Raw genomic sequence first — 17,908 nt, 5'->3', positions numbered from 1 at the left:
CCGAACTTATTCTTCCTCGTTATAAATAGCAATGTGCGTGTTACCGTCGCCTTTAAAGTAGCCACGATACATACCTTCGGTATTGAACGGCATGGCCACATTGCCCTCGGCATCAATAATAATCACGCCACCGGTACCTCCGGCTTGCTCCAGCACGCCATGAATGACTTCGTCGCCGGCTTCACTGACCGAGAGGCCTTTGTACTTAACCCGCGAACAAATATCTGCTGCCACGTGAAAGCGAATAAAATACTCACCGTGCCCAGTAGCTGATACCGCACAACTGTCGTTATCCGCCCAAGTGCCAGCACCAATAATAGGGGAATCACCTATTCTACCATAACGCTTCGCCGTCATGCCGCCTGTTGACGTACCGGCGCTTAATAAACCGTTTTTATCGACCGCTACAGCGCCAACCGTACCGTATTTATAATCTAAATCGAGATACTCCCAGGCTTGCTGCTCTGGCTGCTCACTTGCCTTAATTTTTTCTTTGGCTTTTAACAGCTGTTGATAGCGACGTTCCGTATTAAAATAGCTGTTATCGACCAGCTCTAAACCTTGCTGTTTGGCAAATTGTTCAGCGCCTTCGCCACTGAGCATGACGTGTACCGACTCTTCCATCACCTCACGTGCCAGTTCAATAGGACTTTTCACGGTTTTTACACCAGCGACTGCGCCCGCGTTACCCTTTTCGCCTTCCATTAATGACGCATCCAGTTCGTGTTCACCGTCCCAGGTATAAACAGCGCCCTTGCCCGAGTTAAACAAAGGGGACTCTTCCATCACTTGGATAGCCGCAATAACCGCAGTGGTGCTGTCACCTCCGTCTTTCAATACTGCCCGACCGGCCTCTAACGCTTCGTTCAGTTTGTCTTTGTAGGCTTGCTCTTGTTCATCCGTTAAATTCGCACGCGTAATGGTTCCGGCACCACCGTGAATCGCCATTGCGTATTCAGCACCGTGGTCATCCGCCTGCAACGGCGCTGATCCAATCAGTGCGCCAGCCAGTACCGATAAGATAAATATTTTTTTCATAACTCATGTCCCCTGCTTTTTATTGTATTTCGTCTAGTCTTATTAGAGGGGATAAACACGCATTTAGCAATGCGATTGATGGAGGGATTATGCCAACTTATCGTGTTAACTATGAGCACATTGGTTCAAAAGGCGACATTACCGTTGAAGTACCAACCGAGGCCTCATCGGGCGACCAGCAGCAGTTAGAAGACGCCATTGCCCGTCGCGTAGGCGAACGGATATTGCCACACGCAGAACTTGCCTTTCGTCACGACGACAACCGATCTCTGACAGAAAAATTGAAAAAAGCTTACGACTTGATTATTGAGGATTATGAGCGGGTATAGACTTTTCCCATAGCTTGCGATACCCGTAAGCTATGGGTACAACTTATCACTTTCTGCTATTAAAATACTGTTGCGCTGCCGCTCTTTGACCTGATACATCGCTTTATCTGCGGCTTTAAGAAGCAGCTCTGCTGAATTGCCATGTTCAGGATAAATCGCAATTCCAATGGAAATACCAATAGTCACTTGCGCCTGTTTCAATACAAAAGGACGGTTCATTTCACTGTGTATCTTTGACGCAATTCGAAGGGCTTCGTCCTGAGGCTCGTCTAAAAAGCTGGTACACACAACGAATTCATCGCCGCCACGCCTTGCAATCATATCGCTCTTACGCAGGCTATTTTCCATTCGGTTTGCAACCTGACAGAGTAACTCATCACCTGCATCGTGCCCGTAGGTATCATTCACCGGTTTAAATTTGTCTAAGTCCATAAACAAAATAGCGAAACGACGATTACCGACCTTCGCTTGCTGAAGGTATTTCTCCAAATGGCGGTCAAAGGCCGAGCGATTGAATAAGTGGGTCAGCTCATCATGGTTCACCTGTTCGGTTAATGCATCCTCTTCGGCTAAACGCTCACTGATATCAGTGAATGTCATGACATAGTAATTTAAATGGCCGTCTTCATCACGAACGGGAGATGCAGTCAGCAAACAAGGTAACGAGTCAGCACCATCTTGTTTCAACCAAACCTCACCCTGCCAAACACTGTCCTTTATCAGCTGTTCAGAAAAAGCCTTAGGATTACAAAATTCAGGATCTAACAAATGGATTAGCGGTTGTTTATATAACTTTTGAGGGCGTCTATTAAGAAGTGCCGCAAAACTCCTGTTCGCACGGTAAATAGTCAAGTCGGCCGTTGTTATCACCAATAAGCCTTCACTTTGCTCAAACGCTAGATTAGACACTTTTAGCTCATTGGCAGACTGCGCTATTTGCGAAGTTTGTTCTATTAACTTCCGGGTTAAGGGTTTTATAATTCGAATACCGAGCCAACTAAAGAACAAGCTCAAGCCAAGTAATGCCAAGCCGCCCCAAACCGCTTTATTAATAACGTCTTTAAACATAACCGGCACAGGTATGTTTAGCATCAACTTCCAATCATCAATAGTAATATCTCTGTCGTAACTGACAAAACGATCACCAGAACCCAACGTCACTAAATAAGCGTCATTGGGGCGAAGCTCTTCGACCTTACCTCTCCCCCGTAAACAAGCTTCTTGTTTCGACGCTATCAGCTTTTGTCCGGCTAACGCTATCCGCTCTTTTGTTTTGTCGTTAATGAAACATGTTTCAGCCGACGGTAGGTAGTCTAAAGCAGTTACCCACTGTTTCGGTTTGAAAAATACAATGCTATACCCAACAACTCTGTCACCCATCTTGATTGGCGTAATAAAACGACTTGTCATATACGCAGACACGTCAGGCGTTTGAATTTCGATAAAGTTAAATACGGCGTCAGTGCTTTTTACCAGCGGTAAGGAAGCGCTACTTTCATTGATTGTCACCAGTAGCTTGCCGTCAGCGTCGAGCTCAATAATGGCAAAAATATCGTTCTCTACCGACATGGCATGTTTTAATTTTGGCTCTATAAATGCTTGCGCTTCTTTTCGAGTTGTTGATTCGTCTGCTAATTCTTTGAGCTTATAGGCTATTCTGGAACGGCTGCTAACTTGCTTAGCAACCGCCAACTGGTGGTCATAAACCTGTTGAATATTAAACGCTTTTAAATCTACCGAGCTTCGCGTTAAGCGAATCGTTTGCTGATAGAGCTCCGTCACTAAAGGATAAGCAACGGTCACTGAAACAACAATGCCAGAGGTGAGAATTGCCAATACTATGGCCAAGCTAATTCTGCGCTGTAAATTAAAAAGCTTCATTCAGTCGTTCAGGTAGTAAGATCCTTTCAAGTGTAACATTTTGAGATAACGCAAACTAAAGAGAATAATTAGTAGCTCAGATACCTATACATGAGTAGCTTTTGGACGCTTAGTCATAAGCTCAAGCAAACCGTTAATAATGGCTGAATTCGCGGACAAGCTCATGCTATAGTTTTTCTTTTCTATAGAGCAGCGTAAGCTTAGGTTATGGCACAAAACGAACAAGAGACTTTTTACTGGCACGATTACGAGACTTGGGGAGCCAACCCGTTAGTTGACCGCCCGGCGCAATTTGCCGGGCTTCGCACCGACACTGACTTTAATGTGGTCGGGCGCCCGTTAACACTGTATGTGCAACCTACGCCAGATTTTCTGCCTAACCCTGAGGCGACGTTAGTGACCGGCATAACACCACAGTTGGCACTAAAACAAGGGGTCAGTGAGGCTGCGTTCAGCAAAGCCATTGCCGAAGAGTTTCAAAAGCCCAACACCACCATTATTGGTTACAACAATATTCGGTTTGATGACGAAGTAACCCGCTCCCTGTTTTATCGCAATTTCTATGACCCTTATGAATACAGCTGGCAAAATGGCAATTCCCGATGGGATTTAATTGATGTCACCCGAGCCTGTTTTGCACTGCGGCCTGAAGGTATTAACTGGCCAGACAATGAGGACGGTCAACCTAGCCTGAAACTCGAGCACTTAAGTGTCGCTAATAACATTGAGCATGGCCAGGCGCACGATGCAATGTCCGATGTCTATGCGACCATTGGGCTGGCTAAACTCATTAAAGAAAAGCAGCCAAAATTATGGCAGTGGGCCTACAGCATTCGGCGTAAGCAAAAGCTGCTAAGCTTATTCAACTGGCAAGCGCCTGAGCCTTTAGCGCATGTCAGTGGCTTTTATGGCACCGTAAACCGATATTTATCCGCTATCTTGCCCCTTGGGTTTCACCCAAAGCAGAACAGTAACATTATTGCCTGGGATCTACGCATTGACCCCGCCCTATTTGCGGAAAGATCAGTCGAAGAACTGATTGAACTGACTTACACCAGCCGAAAAGAGCTGGAAGCCCAAGGTCAACAGAAAAGTGGCATTCAGAATATTCATTTAGGTCGCAACCCGTTTCTTGCCCCCATCAAAACAATTTCTGATGATGCTTCAGAGAAAGCCGAACTGGACATGAACACGGTAGCTAAGAATGCGCAATGGTTACAAGAAAACAGTGAATTCAGAGACAAGCTGATGCAGGTGTTCGAACAAACGAAAGCGTTCGCACCGAGAACCGATGTTGACCACCAAATTTACGACGGCTTTTTCTCACCGCAAGACAAAAAACACATGGAGATTATTAGGACGTCTGAGCCACAACAGCTGGCCGGGTTAGATTTGGCTTTTGAAGACTCTCGCATGGAGAAGTTATTGCTACGGTACCGGGCCCGTAACTATCCTTCAACTTTAACAGACAAGGAACTGAATCAGTGGCGTCAATTCTGTCAGCAACGTCTCATTGACCCGCCGGAAGGGATGCTCTCTGCAGACGCTTTTGCGTTGCGCCTCGAGGAGTTGGCTAATCAGCATCAGGAAGACGCGCACAAACTGCGCCTTTTAAAGTCACTGTATGACTACGCCGCCTCGCTCTAACACTCAAAAGTCATACGACTACATTATTGTCGGAGCCGGCTCTGCCGGCTGTACGCTCGCCAATAGGCTCTCAGAGAACGGTAAACACAGCGTTTTGTTATTAGAGGCAGGAACATCTCATGGTGGGCTGTTTTCTGACATGCCATCGGGGTTTGCCCGCTTTATGCACAGCCGCAAATTTAATTGGTTGTACCGCGCCGAAAAAGAGCCGCATTTAACCACGCCTAAAGGCAGTTATACACCGCGCGGAAAAATGCTCGGTGGCAGTAGTGGAATCAATGCCATGATATACACTCGCGGCCTTGCATCCGACTATGATCACTGGGCCGCTTTAGGCAACAGCGGCTGGAGTTATAGCGACTTACTGCCCTACTTTATCAAAAGTGAAAGCAACAGTCGTGGCGCTAACACCTACCATGGCGCCAGTGGCCCGTTGCATGTTTCTGACGTAATACCTTACTACTCCGTTTCAAGGCAATTTCTAAGCGCCTGTGAGGAATACGGTCTACCTCAAAATACTGACTTTAACGGCTCGCAATTAGAGGGTCATGGCCCCTATCAGTTTACGATGAAAGATGGTAAGCGTTGCAGTGCCTATCACGCTTACCTAAAACCCGCGTTACACAGAGCGAATCTAACAGTGTTAACTGGCTGCCTAACTGAACGTGTTTTATTCTGTGGCAAAACCGCCACTGGCATTGCTTATCAAAGGTCTGGTCAGTCTTATATCGCAATGGCGAATAAAGAAGTTATTTTAAGCGCTGGCGCTTTTAACTCACCGCAAATTTTACTGCGCTCCGGTGTTGGTCCGGCTAACGAATTAGCGAATGCAGGTGTTAACCTCGTTCATGAGTTACCCGGTGTGGGTAAAAATTTACAAGAGCACGTCGACATCAGCCTGCATTACAAGAACAAAGCCAAAGACGGATTGACTCTGACACCCTGGAGTTTACTGAAGCTTTCAGTGCCTTTCCTAAAATACCTGTTTACCGGTAAAGGCCAGTTGGCGCATTCGATTGCTGAAGTTGGCGCGTTTTATTGTTCATCAGAAGCAGTTAACGAGCCCGACATACAAGTCCATTTACTACCCGTGATGTTTAATGACAGCGGTTATGACTGGCTACCCACGCTAACCAACGGTTTCACCTGTCACGTTTGCCTGCTTCGACCTAAGTCTCGTGGTCAGGTTCAGTTAAACTCGGATAACCCAATGGGCAAGCCGACAATCACTTATGGTTTTTTAAAAGAAAATGACGATCAACAAGCGCTGTTACAGGGAATAAAAAAAGCCTTTGAGATAATCAAACAACCGGCACTCAACAGACATAATGGCGGACGCCTGTTTCCAACTGAGAACGCAACAAACGATTCGCTGCTACTCGACGAAATCAAGTCGAGGACAGGGCTTATTTACCATCCAGTCGGCACTTGTAAGATGGGTCCTGGCAGCGACTCAGAAGCCGTTGTCGATGCGTCGCTGAAAGTACATGGCGTTAAAGGTTTACGGGTCGTCGATGCCTCAATTATGCCCACGGTTATTAGCGGTAACACCAACGCCCCCACTATCGCCATTGCAGAAAAAAGCGCCGACTTAATAAAAGCCGACGCTTAGTTTTTTCCACCATTTGTCAGTGAATAGCAGTTACTGCTCGTTTTTACTGCCTACTCGGAACAAACGCGCCAATGCCGGAATAAGAATGAGCGCGCCCAACATATTCCAAAGGAACATGAAGGTCAGCAAGATGCCCATATCCGCCTGGAACTTAATTGGCGAGAATATCCAGGTTGCTACACCTATTGCCAGAGTAAGTCCTGTAAAGCCAACGGCCTTACCCGTATTATCCAGCGAATATTTATAGGTGTCCTGCAGTGACATCCCCTGCTGTAAGCCTTCTTTCACTTTACTGTAAATATAAATGCCGTAGTCAACACCAATACCGACACCCAAGGCTATAACCGGTAAAGTCGCGACTTTAATGCCAATACCCAGCACAGCCATTAAGCCTTGACTCATGACGGTCGTAAACGCCAACGGTAAAATAATACAGGCAACGGCTCTTAAGCTGCGGAAACTTATGAAACAAAGCACAATAACCACGCCATACACCCACAACAACATTTTGTTCTGAGCTTTGGAGATAACATCGTTAGTCGCCGCTTCAATACCCGAGTTACCGGCAGCCATGAGCAAATCAAGCCCTTCCTGTTGGTAACGGTTATTGAAACTTTCCACTGAGTCGACAACGGTTTGCAGAGTTTTTGCTTTGTGATCATCCAGATAAATGATGATAGGTGCCATTGAGCAATCGTTATTAATTAAACCATCAGGAATACGGCTTAATGATGCGTTAATAACATATTTGTTGCGGTTCAGGCTGAACCACTTGAGGTTCCCCTCATTAATACCGAACATGCCCATTTTTGACACGTAGACGACTGATTTAACGTCTTGCACACCCGGGGTGTTTTCCATGTGCCAACTAAAGCGCTCCATTAGCTCCAGGTTGTCATAAGCAATGCATTGTTCTGGCGCAGATGCTGCCATAACAACAAAGATATCGGTACTCGAGCTGTAGTTGTCGACAATAAAGGCGTTGTCCTGGTTGTAACGGCTGTCAGGACGCAACTCTGGTGCCCCTTTATCAAGGTCGCCAATCTCCATATTCTGGCTGTTAATTAAGCCCCAAGCCAACATTGCTAATGCAACCGCTACTGCGGAATAAGCCCATTTAGGTTGAGTAAACTTAGAAAATAACTCAAATATGGGGTGACGCTCGCCTTCAATGCGTTTCTCATACTCTACGCCATTTTTAGAAGTACCCAGGTACGACATTAAAATTGGCAGTAGACCCAAGTTAGTCAACACCACAACCGCAACACCAATACTTGCGGCAATCGCCAGCTCTTTAATGACTTCTATGTCAATAACCATGAGTGTGGTAAAGCCAATGGCGTCACTTGCCAGTGCCGTTAGACCCGCAACATAAAGCCCGCGGAACGCTAGTTTGGCAGATTCAAGCTTGTCAAAGCCGGCAACGCGGTTATGACTAATCGCATTGATAACCTGAACACCGTGCGATACCCCTATCGCAAAGACCAGGAACGGCACCAGCATCGAATATGGATTAATACCACTGCCTATCAGCTTAATAATGCCCAGCTGCCAGAGTACCGCGATAATAGAACAGCCAAGTACGGTAAAAGTACTTCGCCAGCAACGGCTATAGGCATAAAGCATCGCTAACGTAATGGCAATAGCCAGCAAGAAGAACAAGCCAACCTGCTCAGCCCCCTCAATGAGATCACCAATGAGTTTGGCGAAGCCGGTAATGTGAATAGCAATGTCTTCACTTTGGTATTTTTCGCGGACCAAGGTTTCCAGCTTTTCTGAAAACTCCTGATAGTCGAGCTTTTTGCCCGTTTCCGGATTAACTTCATCAAGTGGTACATAAATGATGGTTGATTCAAAGTTATTTGCAACGAGGTTACCGACTTCACCAGAGCGCAGAACGTTAGTTCGTAGCTTCTCTAGCGACTCCTCGCTGCCATCATAACTGTCCGGAATAACGGGACCACCCACAAAGCCTTCTTCGGTCACTTCCATCCAGCGGACATTAGGGGTCCATAAGCTTCTTAAGCCTGAACGGTTAACACCCGGAATAAAAAAGACCTCATCCGTAATTTCCTGCAGTTTCTTTTGAAACTCGGCGTCAAAAATATCACCGTTTTTATGCTCAACTGCGATACGGACAACGTTACCTAAGCTGGCAAGGTCATCCTGATACTCAAAATAGTTTTGAATAAACGGATGATGCGTTGGAATCATCTTGGTCAGGCTGGCATCGGGACGAACCTGCGCGGCGTTGTATCCAAGAAAAACGGTAATCAGTAAGAATATAACCAGCCAGGGCGCACGAAATCCGAAAAGTAACTTCTCGATAATTCCCGCCGGCTTTTTCGATATTGGATTATCCATTGTTACTGCGCTCCTTGTTGAGATGCCAACGCTTCGTCCTCAGTCACTTTAGCCGGCCAATGTAATAACCCGCTACGTCCCGTCATTAACCACTCACCGTCGTTAACGACGACAATGTCTGTCATTACGGAGCCACTAGGGTGTCTGAGCGCCTCAACATTGAGCTCGGCATCAACTTTTAAAATCGTTCCAGAATGTCCGACAATTAACTGGTCGCCTGACTCAGTTGAAACACCAGCAGACAGGTTAACGCCAGTGCCTGTTTCAACTTGCTCAAAAGACTGACCTTTGTCCGAAGAGACATAAGCGTTACCGCGAAGACCATAAATCCATAAGTTATCAGAATTATCTAAATGCGCGCCAAATAGCGAGCCTCTGTAGGGCGATTCTAAGCGCGTCCAGTTTTCGCCTTTATCGTCACTGCTAAACAACAGTCCTGCTTCACCAACAATGAAAAAGTCATTGCCACGAGCAATAATGGCATTTAAATGATAACCCCCGGGGTTTTCCAGCTTGTCGGAAATAACCTGCCAGTTTGCTCCACCATCAGTGGTTTTCAGGAAGGTTCCGTAAGCGCCGATAGCAAACGCCGTTTGTTCATTGAGTGCCAGTATGTCTAAAAATGGTTTGCTGGGACCTTCTTCCTCTGCCACTTCAATATTACTGATTTGAAACTGAGCTTCTTCCAGCTGCCACTCCAGTTCGCCGATAACCTCTGGATCTTCTTCTTTTTCAATTTGAGCTTGAAGAGCTGACACTTTTTTCTGATAAAACGCCTTTTCCAACTCCATTAATTGAAAACCATCTAATTGACGTGTCCAGCTTTGGCCGCCATCTTCAGTTGTTAAAATGACACCATGATGCCCCGTCGCCCAACCCTTTTCAGCGTTCGCAAAATCAACACTGGTAATGAGTACGCTGCTATCAACATCTGCCTGCACCCAATTGCCATCACTGTCCTGACGAATCACATTCCCGTGTGCGCCAACAGCAACAAGTTGTTGACCATTAGAAGCAATTTCAATAAGTACTTCACTTCGTATTTCGTCAGACGACAGCGCTGGTGCACTGATAACTTCGTAGTCAGTGTTTGTTGTTGTATCGCCGTCCTGGGCATATACCGCGGTGCTAAAAAACGCCCCCAACAACAGCCCGGACAGGGCAAAAGACGAACGCATGGAACCTCCTGGGTACTCAAAATGTCATAGGATTGTATAAGCTCAAGATAATTTGAAAACCTTTTTTCGTTAATTTCGTGCTTTTTTTCGTTAAAGTATTGCCTGAGAGGTCAGTCCTCTGGCAAAGTGATGTTGGAAAGTAGAACAACAAGGAAAATCATAATGAATAAACTGATGCTAAAAGCTGGCGTTTTCGCCATGTCGGTGATTTCCGCGAGCGTTGCGGCTAAAGTATCACCTGAAGAAGCCGCACGGCTTGGTCAAGACTTAACCCCTATTGGTGCTGAGAAGGCAGCAAATGCCGACGGTTCTATCCCCGCATGGGACGGTGGTTACTCTGATCACTCCGTAGAAGTTGTTCGCGGTAATGACCCGTTTGCTGACGAGAAGCCACTATTCACGATTACTAAAGATAACCTGGCTGAGTACAAAGACAACTTAACGCCGGGTCAGGTTGCAATGTTCGAGAAGTATCCGGACTACAAAATGCATGTTTACCCGACACACCGTACGGCGACTTACCCCGACGAGTTGTGGCCAAAAATCAAGTCAAATGCTGAAAACGCAGAAATGGTTGCAGGCGGTAACGGCCTGGAAAACTTCGACACCACCATTCCGTTCCCTATTCCTCAGAACGGTTTAGAGGTTGTTTGGAACCATATTACTCGTTATCGCGGTGGTGCAGTAACACGTAACATTGCACAATTTCCAGTATTGGCGAATGGTGATTACGTAACCGTTGAGCTGAAAGAAACACTGGCATTTCCTGAATACTTAGAAACAGGTCGCCAGGAAGCTGACGACAACATCCTGTTTTACTTTATGCAGGAAGTTGAAGCACCTTCGCGCTTAACCGGTACCGTTCTGTTGGTTCACGAAACCATTAACCAGGTTAAAGAAGGTCGTCGTGCGTGGATTTATAACGCAGGTCAACGCCGCGTTCGTCGCGCGCCTAACGTAGCTTATGACGGTCCGGGTACCGCGTCCGATGGTCTGCGTACCTCAGATAACCTTGATATGTACAACGGTGCGCCGGACAAGTACAACTGGGAGCTTAAGGGTAAAAAAGAAATTTATATCCCTTACAACAACTTTAAGATCATGAACCCTGAATTAAATTATGAAGATATCATTCAGGCTGGTCATATGAACCAAGATCTTATTCGTTACGAAAAACACCGTGTCTGGGTTGTGGAAGGTAGCCTGAAAGAAGGCGAACGCCACATCTACTCAAAACGTACTATGTACATTGACGAAGATAGCTGGACAGCGTCTATCATCGACCATTATGACGGTCGTGGCGAACTGTGGCGTGTTGGTGAAGCTCTGAATACTCAGTTCTATAACCAAGACGTACCATGGATGGCTGCCGAAGCATTGTACGACTTAAACTCTGGTCGTTATATCTCGCTTGGCTTGGGTAACGAAGAAGACCCATACATGGAGTGGGATATTGAAGTAAGCCGTGACGAGTTCACTACTAACGCTCTACGCCGTAAAGGCTTCAGGTAAGCCGACTTCGGTAAGCTGGTTAAACAAAAAGGAGACTCAGTGAGTCTCCTTTTTTAATGCCAGAAGCTCTACTTCTTACCATTATCATCTATAACCTTCAGCATCTCACCGGATGCAATAGCATTAGGCTACCGCGGTTATATTATTTTTCCAGGCGGGCTAGCAGGCTTGAAGTATCCCAGCGGTTGCCGCCCATCTTCTGGACGTCAGCGTAAAACTGATCGACTAATGCAGTTAATGGCATGGAGAGACCTTGTCTGTCGGCTTCGTTCAACGCAATTTTTAGGTCTTTGCGCATCCAGTCTACCGCAAAGCCATGCTCATATTCGTTATTCCACATCGTTTTATAACGGTTCTCCATTTGCCAGGAGCCCGCAGCGCCTTGACTTATTGCAGCAATAAGTTTGTCAGGATCTAGCCCTACTTTGCGCGCTAACTGTAAACCTTCGGACAAGCCTTGAACCACGCCGGCAATACAAATTTGGTTCACCATTTTAGCTAATTGCCCGGCTCCAGCGTCGCCCATTAATTCACGTGTTTTGCTATAACACGCCAATACATCGCCAGCTGCATCAAAAGCAGCCTGTTCACCGCCAACCATTGCCGTTAACACACCATTTTCGGCGCCAGCTTGTCCACCAGATACCGGCGCGTCCATAAATAGACCACCTTGTTGAATAACAGATTCGTTAAGTTCTCGGGCCAACTCTGCCGATGCGGTGGTGTGATCAATAACAATAGCGCCATTTTTTAAGCCAGCTAAAATACCATCGTCGCCATAAAATACACTGCGCACATCGTCATCGTTGCCAACGCAAACCAAAACAAAATCCGCATTTTTAACCGCTTGTGCCGGTGTTTCACCATAGCGCCCCTGGTACTCGTTTACCCAGGCTTTCGCTTTGCTCTCCGTACGGTTATACACACATGTATCAAAGCCCTGCTTTTGCAAATGGCCCGCCATTGGGTAGCCCATAACACCTAAACCAATAAATGCGCACTGTTTTGTCATTGTTCGTTCTCCGGTTTTCTTATCAACCAATGTTGGTAGCGCCCCAAGTCGCGATAAGGGGGTTGCTGGTTATATTTCAATTCAATGGCGAGCAGCTCGCCGAAACGCTGCTGATCATCAAGGTTTCTCAAATAGTCATGAAAGCAACGAACTCCGGTTTTTTGGGTCACTTCCAGCCCAAGCTTATGCACGATGTTTTCAACCTCTTCCGGCACCAACGGGTTCTGCGGACTTAACCGCACCGTTTTTTTCACCTTTAAGCCACGCTCGATATAATCAAAGTTACCGTAAACCGCATTAGCAAACAGTTTGGCATTACGGTTGTAAAACATCAGTGAAAGTGTACCTCCCGGGGCTAGCAACGCATTCAATTGAGTCAATGCTGTTTCGGCATCTGGTACCCATTCTAAAACTGCATGGCAAAGCACTATTGGAAATTGGCTTTCATTACGTGCTAACGTCGCTAAGTCAGCAGTTTGGTAGCTGCATTTACCGGCTAACCCGAGCTCTTCATGACGCAGCCGAGCGGCTTCAACCATCTCTTCTGAAATGTCGGTATGCAACACTTCGAAACCTTTTTCAAGAAACCACTCATTAGCCTGACCAAGCCCCGCACCGACATCGAGAACCTGGCACGTCTGACCGTTCAATAAAGGCTGCAAATCTCTTTTAAGAACAGCCATTCTCAGGCGCCCTTTTGTGCTGTCATAAATGTTCTTAGAAAACTTTTTGCTAATACCACTAAAGTCGCCACGTTGGCGTTTTTCGTTATTCATTCATGCATCACCTAGGCCGGACTGTCTATATCAATAAAGCGCACATCCAAACCAAACTTGCCGGCAAGATGTTCACCCAGTGCTTTTGCGCCGTAACGCTCAGTGGCATGATGGCCTGCGGCATAAAAACCAATCCCCTGCTCGCGAGCGCTGTGAATAGTCGGCTCTGAGACCTCCCCAGTAATAAAAGCGTCAACGCCCAATGCAGCAGCCCTGTCAATAAAGCCTTGTCCACCGCCGGTACACCAAGCTAACTTCTGAATAGGGCGAGTCGGCTCTACCCAGCACGTGAGTGGGCGTTGTAATTTGCTCTCAAGTTCATTTGCGAATAGCTGCCCTGTCATTGATTCACTTACCGAGCCAACCACTAAAGGACACGCAGGATCACTCGAATCAACCGGCCCGTCCATTTGCCACCCCATCAGCTTTGCTAACTGAGCGTTATTACCTACCTCAGAATGAACATCGAGCGGTAAGTGATAGGCAAACAAGTTAATGTCGTGCTTCAGCAATTGCTTTATACGGTTTTTTTTCATGCCGGTGATAGGCTCAGGTTCTCCCTTCCAGAAATAACCATGATGCACGAGAATAGCATCGGCCTGCTCTTCCACGGCCTTATCTATGAGCGCCTGACACGCTGTCACTCCGGTAATGACTTTACCAATAGATTCAGTCCCCTCTACCTGTAACCCGTTTGGGCAGTAGTCTTTTATTACCCCACTGTTTAAATAAGAATTTAAATAATGGTGAAGTTCAGAACGCTTAACTGTCATACTGCTTTCTCGCTTAAAAGGCCTGAAAAAACGTTATATTAACGTAAATTAGACAATAATCCGAAAAAACGGTATAAACAAAGTGTGAAGCTTTTTTAAGCAGAGTTTTAAAGTAACCCTTGAATAAAGGAAAATTTGCATGAGCAAACTGGATAAAGAAAAGGTACTGGTGGAATATACCGAAGCTTACGAAAAAGCTCATGGTAAAAAGCCAAAAATTGAAGCAAGCAACGGTTGGTACAGCGTTGATGGTGGCAAAAACGTCCGCTTGGCCCAGCTTGACGAAGAAGCCAAAGCGTTAGCGAAAGGCAAGTCAGCTAAAGCTGAGAAAGCGGCGCCTAAAAAGGCAGCGGCGAAAAAGACGGAAACTAAGTCTGAAAGCAAAAAAGCAGCTCCTAAGAAAAGCGCCACTAAGAAAGAAGCTCCTAAAAAAGCGGCCGCGAAAAAGCCTGCTGTTAAAAAATCAAACTCTGGTGGCTTAACTGCGAAAGAACTGTGGAAACAGAAGCTAGATGACAAAGGCACTGACTGCCGCCTGCCTCGCGGCAGTGCTTAAGCGCAGCGCTCTAATCCAATAAAAAAGCGACATTCAATGTCGCTTTTTTATTATTTAATGCATTGCCTATTACAGAACGTCTGGGTTTTTGCCCGCCACGCGGTCAATCGGCACCTTAATTTTTCGGTAACGGTGCACCAAAAAGTCGCTGCGTTTGAAAATAACTTGCTCAGAGCCGAAATCTGCCTGTGACACTAAATAACGCTCGTTATCCATGACCTTAGCAATAATGCCAAGCTTGCCCTGATGAGGACCTCGCTTGATAAATACTGTTTGCCCCTGAATACGCGGGTTATTGTAGGTAAATGACGGATAATTAATTGCCACAGCCGATTCCCAGATTACAGTTCAACACTCATGTGCATTATACGTCTGTTATCGGCTTATGACAGTGTTTCTTAACCTTTATTTTTTACCAATATAAAGCGTGATTTCACCAACCGGAATGCCCCACTTACACATGTTAGTACGGTTGATCATATTATCTTCATCCACCAAATACAGCCAGTCGTCCAAGGTCAGTACCAAAGGCTCGCCGTCCATTTGTACTTCCAACTGATATTCCCAATTAAGAACGTTACCCGCAGTTGTACCTTTTGCAACGCCTTCAACGTCATCGGCTCGCCCTTCATAACTGTTTTCACCAGTTTTAGTAATGTACCAAATACGACGCTGTTCACGACCGTCGGCATAGGTAAAGTATTCGTCCAGCTTCCCTTCGTTACCGTCCCAAGTTCCGGTCATTTCAACAGTGAAGCGTTGTATCACTTCACCGCTGTAGTCCTGAACCATGCCATAAGCCACTAAGTCGCCTTTGAAAAACTCTTCGAGCTTTAAGACAGGTTTGGCTGACTTATAAGTGTCTATGCTAGTTGAGCAAGCGGCTAGCAACGTAGCAACACTGACCAGAACAAATACTTTTATTAACTTAACCATTATTTTGCACCCACAAGTTCGTTACGCTCTTCTTTGAAGCGACTTTCCGGAGACAACCATATCGCCAGAAACTGATCGGTAAACGCCTGGCTCTCAACTGTGCCTAACAATTCTTCGCCTTGATAAAACTCTGCATAGCCGTTATCACTTTCCACCAGAAGAAGGCAGTCGCCCTCTTTAATGTCCGGCCAGATAGCCTTTAGTTTTGCTAACCATTCGTCATGCTCTGAAGCGTCCAGCTTCAACTTTTGCCACTCTTCTTCGGTCGTTTCGATGAGCTCATCAGCGTCAATATCTCGCAAATAATTCAGCTTGAGCGCCTGACGTTCACTTTTTTCATACGCACCCGATGGGCTATAAAGCGTCGCATCATAGACATCCCAAAACAGAACACTGAGCCGGGTTTCTCCGACTTTAAAAAAATCCCCGGGCACCGACGCCTCGCAACTGGCCGCCAACGCAGAAGCATTCACGGCACTTAATATCAGCGTCAATGCCGCTGTCAGAAAACGTTTCATGGCAATATCTCCTTACGTTCATTAGGCTTAGATGTCATAAGATAGACGAAGTAGCCCATCATCAATGACCATACAGCGGCATAGGTCACAACCGTTACCAGCGTTGACTCAATAGCGGCGGCACCAAACTGAACGCCGGTCATATAAGTCACGGGCCCTGAAACCGCGCCCGCGATCAACGCCAGCCACGTCTTTTTTGCCAGCCAGTCAAGTGCAACTGGTGCCATAGCTGCGAAACCAAGCCACAATAAAGCCAGCCATAGCGGGAAATAACCGCCTTCAAAATCAATGACTCCCAAACTAATGCTAATAGCTTCCAATAAAAGGCCCACCGCAAACAGGCGAGCCATAACTGTCCAGTGAGTATTGCCAATACGTAAGCTATAGACGACTTGTATCAGCACTAACGCGACTGTCAGCCAAAGGTAATCGCCACGCCCGACAACCGCGCTGAACCAAATACCATTGAACAAAACAAAACTAATAATCTTGTGCATAAATACCTTCCGCCCAGGTCTTGATTAAAGCTGACTCTTGTCCGCAACAACTTGTACCACCGACACGCGTTTTTCCAAGAAGCCACCTTCGCAATAACTAAAGTAATAGTTCCACAGTCTTGAGAAACGCTCGTCATAACCAAACTTGGTTAACTCATCTGCCTTTGCATTAAAGTTCTCCGCCCAGATGTTCAGCGTTTTCGCGTAGCTTAGACCAAAGTCAAACGTATCTCTCACCACCATATTGGTATGCTTTTTAAACAACTGAGTCATCTGGCTCAGAGACGGTAGAAAGCCACCCGGGAATATGTGCTTCTGAATAAAGTCAACGGAGCGCGCATAAGCCTTTTCACGCTGATCCGCTATGGTAATAGCTTGCAACGCCATTTTACCGTGCGGTTTTAATAACCGGTTGCAAGTTTTGAAGAAGGTTGGCAAATACTGCTTACCCACCGCCTCTATCATTTCAACCGACACTAACTTGTCGTACTGACCTTTTAAGTCCCGATAATCGCTTTTGAGCAAAGTCACTTGCTTTTCTAAGCCTTCTTTCTCAACTCGAGCTTTTGCATACTGGAACTGCTCTTCTGAAATGGTCGTGGTGGTTACTTTGCAACCGTAGTTTTTGGCCGCAAAAACGGCCAAACCGCCCCAGCCGGTACCAATTTCTAGTAAATGATCGTCTTTTGTCAGCTCTAAAGCATCGCACAGACGTTTCATTTTGTTTTGCTGCGCTGTATCTAAGGTGTCTTTTTCACTTAAAAACAATGCACTGGAATACTGCATCGCGTCATCCAGAAAACGGGTGTACAGCTCATTACCTAAATCATAGTGCGCAGAGATGTTTTTCTTCGCTTGTGACTTATGGTTTCTATTTGACCAATGTTGGTATTTATTAAACGGGTACGTAAGCCACGCCAACCGCGTTTCCAGTTTGTCTAGTGCTGGCAGGTTGCGAGCAAACACACGAATGACAGAGGTGAGATCATCAGTCTCCCAGCTGCTATCAATATAAAGCTCAGCTGCACCGATACTTCCACCCGTTACTAAGCGGCGATAAAAGTCTGCAGACAGCACGTTAATTGTCGCGCTTAAGTCAGAGTTTTTCTCACCAAAACGCTCTATCGTGCGTCCGTTTTCAGCTATAACCAACTCGCCTTTTTTTAAATGACTTAATAACTTAAACGCCACGTTGCGAAATTGATTATTCCAAAACCCGCGCTGAACTTGAGTTTCCAATGCCACTTCACTGCCAGGCATAATACTTTCCTTTACTAAG

At 46.2% G+C, this 17,908-nt stretch carries 17 protein-coding genes; 5 read left to right on the top strand and 12 right to left on the bottom strand.

Features of this window, described 5'->3' with window-relative positions:
* Positions 1 to 6: 6 nt before the first annotated feature.
* A complete protein-coding gene (locus CWC33_RS11495; protein WP_100692046.1) occupies positions 7 to 1,038 on the bottom strand; it encodes an isoaspartyl peptidase/L-asparaginase family protein in 1,032 nt (343 codons plus the stop codon).
* 89 nt (positions 1,039 to 1,127) lie between these two features.
* On the opposite strand from CWC33_RS11495, the gene CWC33_RS11490 reads away from it, so the two are divergent.
* The gene (locus CWC33_RS11490; protein ID WP_100692045.1) at positions 1,128 to 1,367 is read left to right on the top strand and encodes a hypothetical protein; all 240 of its coding nucleotides are present in this window, start codon (positions 1,128 to 1,130) and stop codon (positions 1,365 to 1,367) included.
* 30 nt (positions 1,368 to 1,397) lie between these two features.
* On the opposite strand, the gene CWC33_RS11485 is transcribed toward CWC33_RS11490, so the two are convergent.
* Positions 1,398 to 3,248, bottom strand: coding sequence for a sensor domain-containing diguanylate cyclase (locus CWC33_RS11485; RefSeq protein ID WP_100692044.1), 1,851 nt, complete (start codon positions 3,246 to 3,248; stop codon positions 1,398 to 1,400).
* A 207-nt stretch (positions 3,249 to 3,455) separates the two neighbouring features.
* On the opposite strand from CWC33_RS11485, the gene sbcB reads away from it, so the two are divergent.
* Together sbcB and CWC33_RS11475 are read left to right on the top strand one after the other, a co-directional pair.
* Complete coding sequence (gene sbcB, locus CWC33_RS11480) at positions 3,456 to 4,895, top strand: exodeoxyribonuclease I (RefSeq protein ID WP_100692043.1); 1,440 nt, start codon at positions 3,456 to 3,458, stop codon at positions 4,893 to 4,895.
* On the top strand, positions 4,873 to 6,507 hold the full coding sequence (locus tag CWC33_RS11475) for a GMC family oxidoreductase (RefSeq protein ID WP_100692042.1): 1,635 nt from the start codon (positions 4,873 to 4,875) through the stop codon (positions 6,505 to 6,507). The genes sbcB and CWC33_RS11475 overlap by 23 nt, the downstream gene beginning before the upstream one ends.
* A gap of 30 nt (positions 6,508 to 6,537) precedes the next feature.
* Here the strand turns inward: CWC33_RS11475 and CWC33_RS11470 are convergent, their stop codons facing one another.
* Both CWC33_RS11470 and CWC33_RS11465 read right to left on the bottom strand, forming a co-directional pair.
* On the bottom strand, positions 6,538 to 8,871 hold the full coding sequence (locus CWC33_RS11470; RefSeq protein WP_100692041.1) for an efflux RND transporter permease subunit: 2,334 nt from the start codon (positions 8,869 to 8,871) through the stop codon (positions 6,538 to 6,540).
* A 2-nt stretch (positions 8,872 to 8,873) separates the two neighbouring features.
* Positions 8,874 to 10,049 carry a WD40/YVTN/BNR-like repeat-containing protein gene (locus tag CWC33_RS11465; protein WP_100692040.1) on the bottom strand — a complete coding sequence of 392 codons (1,176 nt, stop codon included), beginning with the start codon at positions 10,047 to 10,049 and terminating at the stop codon, positions 8,874 to 8,876.
* A 162-nt stretch (positions 10,050 to 10,211) separates the two neighbouring features.
* Here CWC33_RS11465 and CWC33_RS11460 point away from each other — a divergent pair, with 162 nt between their 5' ends.
* Positions 10,212 to 11,561 (top strand): DUF1329 domain-containing protein, encoded by a 1,350-nt coding sequence (locus CWC33_RS11460; RefSeq protein ID WP_100692039.1) that lies wholly within the window; start codon positions 10,212 to 10,214, stop codon positions 11,559 to 11,561.
* Positions 11,562 to 11,703: 142 nt separating this feature from the next.
* Here the strand turns inward: CWC33_RS11460 and CWC33_RS11455 are convergent, their stop codons facing one another.
* The 3 genes from CWC33_RS11455 to CWC33_RS11445 are packed head-to-tail and all read right to left on the bottom strand — an operon-like array spanning position 11,704 to position 14,122.
* Positions 11,704 to 12,573, bottom strand: coding sequence for an NAD(P)-dependent oxidoreductase (locus CWC33_RS11455; RefSeq protein ID WP_100692038.1), 870 nt, complete (start codon positions 12,571 to 12,573; stop codon positions 11,704 to 11,706).
* Positions 12,570 to 13,349: a methyltransferase domain-containing protein gene (locus CWC33_RS11450; protein WP_100692037.1), complete on the bottom strand. Its 780-nt coding sequence runs from the start codon at positions 13,347 to 13,349 to the stop codon at positions 12,570 to 12,572. Before CWC33_RS11450 ends, CWC33_RS11455 begins: the two co-directional genes overlap by 4 nt.
* 11 nt (positions 13,350 to 13,360) lie before the next feature.
* Positions 13,361 to 14,122: a Nif3-like dinuclear metal center hexameric protein gene (locus CWC33_RS11445; protein WP_100692036.1), complete on the bottom strand. Its 762-nt coding sequence runs from the start codon at positions 14,120 to 14,122 to the stop codon at positions 13,361 to 13,363.
* Between the two features lie 139 nt (positions 14,123 to 14,261).
* Between CWC33_RS11445 and CWC33_RS11440 the strand changes: the two genes are divergently transcribed.
* Positions 14,262 to 14,678 carry a hypothetical protein gene (locus tag CWC33_RS11440; RefSeq protein WP_100692035.1) on the top strand — a complete coding sequence of 139 codons (417 nt, stop codon included), beginning with the start codon at positions 14,262 to 14,264 and terminating at the stop codon, positions 14,676 to 14,678.
* Positions 14,679 to 14,747: 69 nt separating this feature from the next.
* Here CWC33_RS11440 and CWC33_RS11435 read toward each other — a convergent pair whose 3' ends face one another.
* From CWC33_RS11435 to CWC33_RS11415, 5 genes are all read right to left on the bottom strand, one after another.
* The gene (locus CWC33_RS11435) at positions 14,748 to 15,005 is read right to left on the bottom strand and encodes a DUF3912 family protein (RefSeq protein WP_088768092.1); all 258 of its coding nucleotides are present in this window, start codon (positions 15,003 to 15,005) and stop codon (positions 14,748 to 14,750) included.
* Between the two features lie 78 nt (positions 15,006 to 15,083).
* Positions 15,084 to 15,614, bottom strand: a complete 531-nt coding sequence (locus tag CWC33_RS11430) for a DUF3833 domain-containing protein (RefSeq protein WP_100692034.1) — start codon at positions 15,612 to 15,614, stop codon at positions 15,084 to 15,086.
* Entirely contained in the window at positions 15,614 to 16,132 is a 519-nt protein-coding gene (locus CWC33_RS11425) for a chalcone isomerase family protein (protein WP_100692033.1), read from the bottom strand. The genes CWC33_RS11430 and CWC33_RS11425 overlap by 1 nt, the downstream gene beginning before the upstream one ends.
* Entirely contained in the window at positions 16,129 to 16,629 is a 501-nt protein-coding gene (locus CWC33_RS11420) for a DUF2878 domain-containing protein (RefSeq protein WP_100692032.1), read from the bottom strand. The genes CWC33_RS11425 and CWC33_RS11420 overlap by 4 nt, the downstream gene beginning before the upstream one ends.
* 24 nt (positions 16,630 to 16,653) lie before the next feature.
* Positions 16,654 to 17,889: an SAM-dependent methyltransferase gene (locus CWC33_RS11415; RefSeq protein WP_100692031.1), complete on the bottom strand. Its 1,236-nt coding sequence runs from the start codon at positions 17,887 to 17,889 to the stop codon at positions 16,654 to 16,656.
* Positions 17,890 to 17,908 lie beyond the last annotated feature (19 nt).

The organism is Idiomarina sp. X4 (genome assembly GCF_002808045.1).
Classification (GTDB): Bacteria; Pseudomonadota; Gammaproteobacteria; order Enterobacterales; family Alteromonadaceae; genus Idiomarina.
Note: the sequence above shows the minus strand (reverse complement) of the source record. Positions and strands in the feature narration are given on the sequence as shown.

Coding starts and splice junctions, on each gene's coding strand:
- CWC33_RS11445 (WP_100692036.1), bottom strand. CDS start 14,122: ATGACAGTTAAGCGTTCTGAACTTCACCATTATTTAAATTCTTATTTA.
- CWC33_RS11450 (WP_100692037.1), bottom strand. CDS start 13,349: ATGAATAACGAAAAACGCCAACGTGGCGACTTTAGTGGTATTAGCAAA.
- CWC33_RS11430 (WP_100692034.1), bottom strand. CDS start 15,614: ATGGTTAAGTTAATAAAAGTATTTGTTCTGGTCAGTGTTGCTACGTTG.
- CWC33_RS11425 (WP_100692033.1), bottom strand. CDS start 16,132: ATGAAACGTTTTCTGACAGCGGCATTGACGCTGATATTAAGTGCCGTG.
- CWC33_RS11415 (WP_100692031.1), bottom strand. CDS start 17,889: ATGCCTGGCAGTGAAGTGGCATTGGAAACTCAAGTTCAGCGCGGGTTT.
- CWC33_RS11495 (WP_100692046.1), bottom strand. CDS start 1,038: ATGAAAAAAATATTTATCTTATCGGTACTGGCTGGCGCACTGATTGGA.
- CWC33_RS11440 (WP_100692035.1), top strand. CDS start 14,262: ATGAGCAAACTGGATAAAGAAAAGGTACTGGTGGAATATACCGAAGCT.
- CWC33_RS11470 (WP_100692041.1), bottom strand. CDS start 8,871: ATGGATAATCCAATATCGAAAAAGCCGGCGGGAATTATCGAGAAGTTA.
- CWC33_RS11460 (WP_100692039.1), top strand. CDS start 10,212: ATGAATAAACTGATGCTAAAAGCTGGCGTTTTCGCCATGTCGGTGATT.
- CWC33_RS11455 (WP_100692038.1), bottom strand. CDS start 12,573: ATGACAAAACAGTGCGCATTTATTGGTTTAGGTGTTATGGGCTACCCA.
- CWC33_RS11475 (WP_100692042.1), top strand. CDS start 4,873: ATGACTACGCCGCCTCGCTCTAACACTCAAAAGTCATACGACTACATT.
- CWC33_RS11465 (WP_100692040.1), bottom strand. CDS start 10,049: ATGCGTTCGTCTTTTGCCCTGTCCGGGCTGTTGTTGGGGGCGTTTTTT.
- CWC33_RS11420 (WP_100692032.1), bottom strand. CDS start 16,629: ATGCACAAGATTATTAGTTTTGTTTTGTTCAATGGTATTTGGTTCAGC.
- sbcB (WP_100692043.1), top strand. CDS start 3,456: ATGGCACAAAACGAACAAGAGACTTTTTACTGGCACGATTACGAGACT.
- CWC33_RS11485 (WP_100692044.1), bottom strand. CDS start 3,248: ATGAAGCTTTTTAATTTACAGCGCAGAATTAGCTTGGCCATAGTATTG.
- CWC33_RS11490 (WP_100692045.1), top strand. CDS start 1,128: ATGCCAACTTATCGTGTTAACTATGAGCACATTGGTTCAAAAGGCGAC.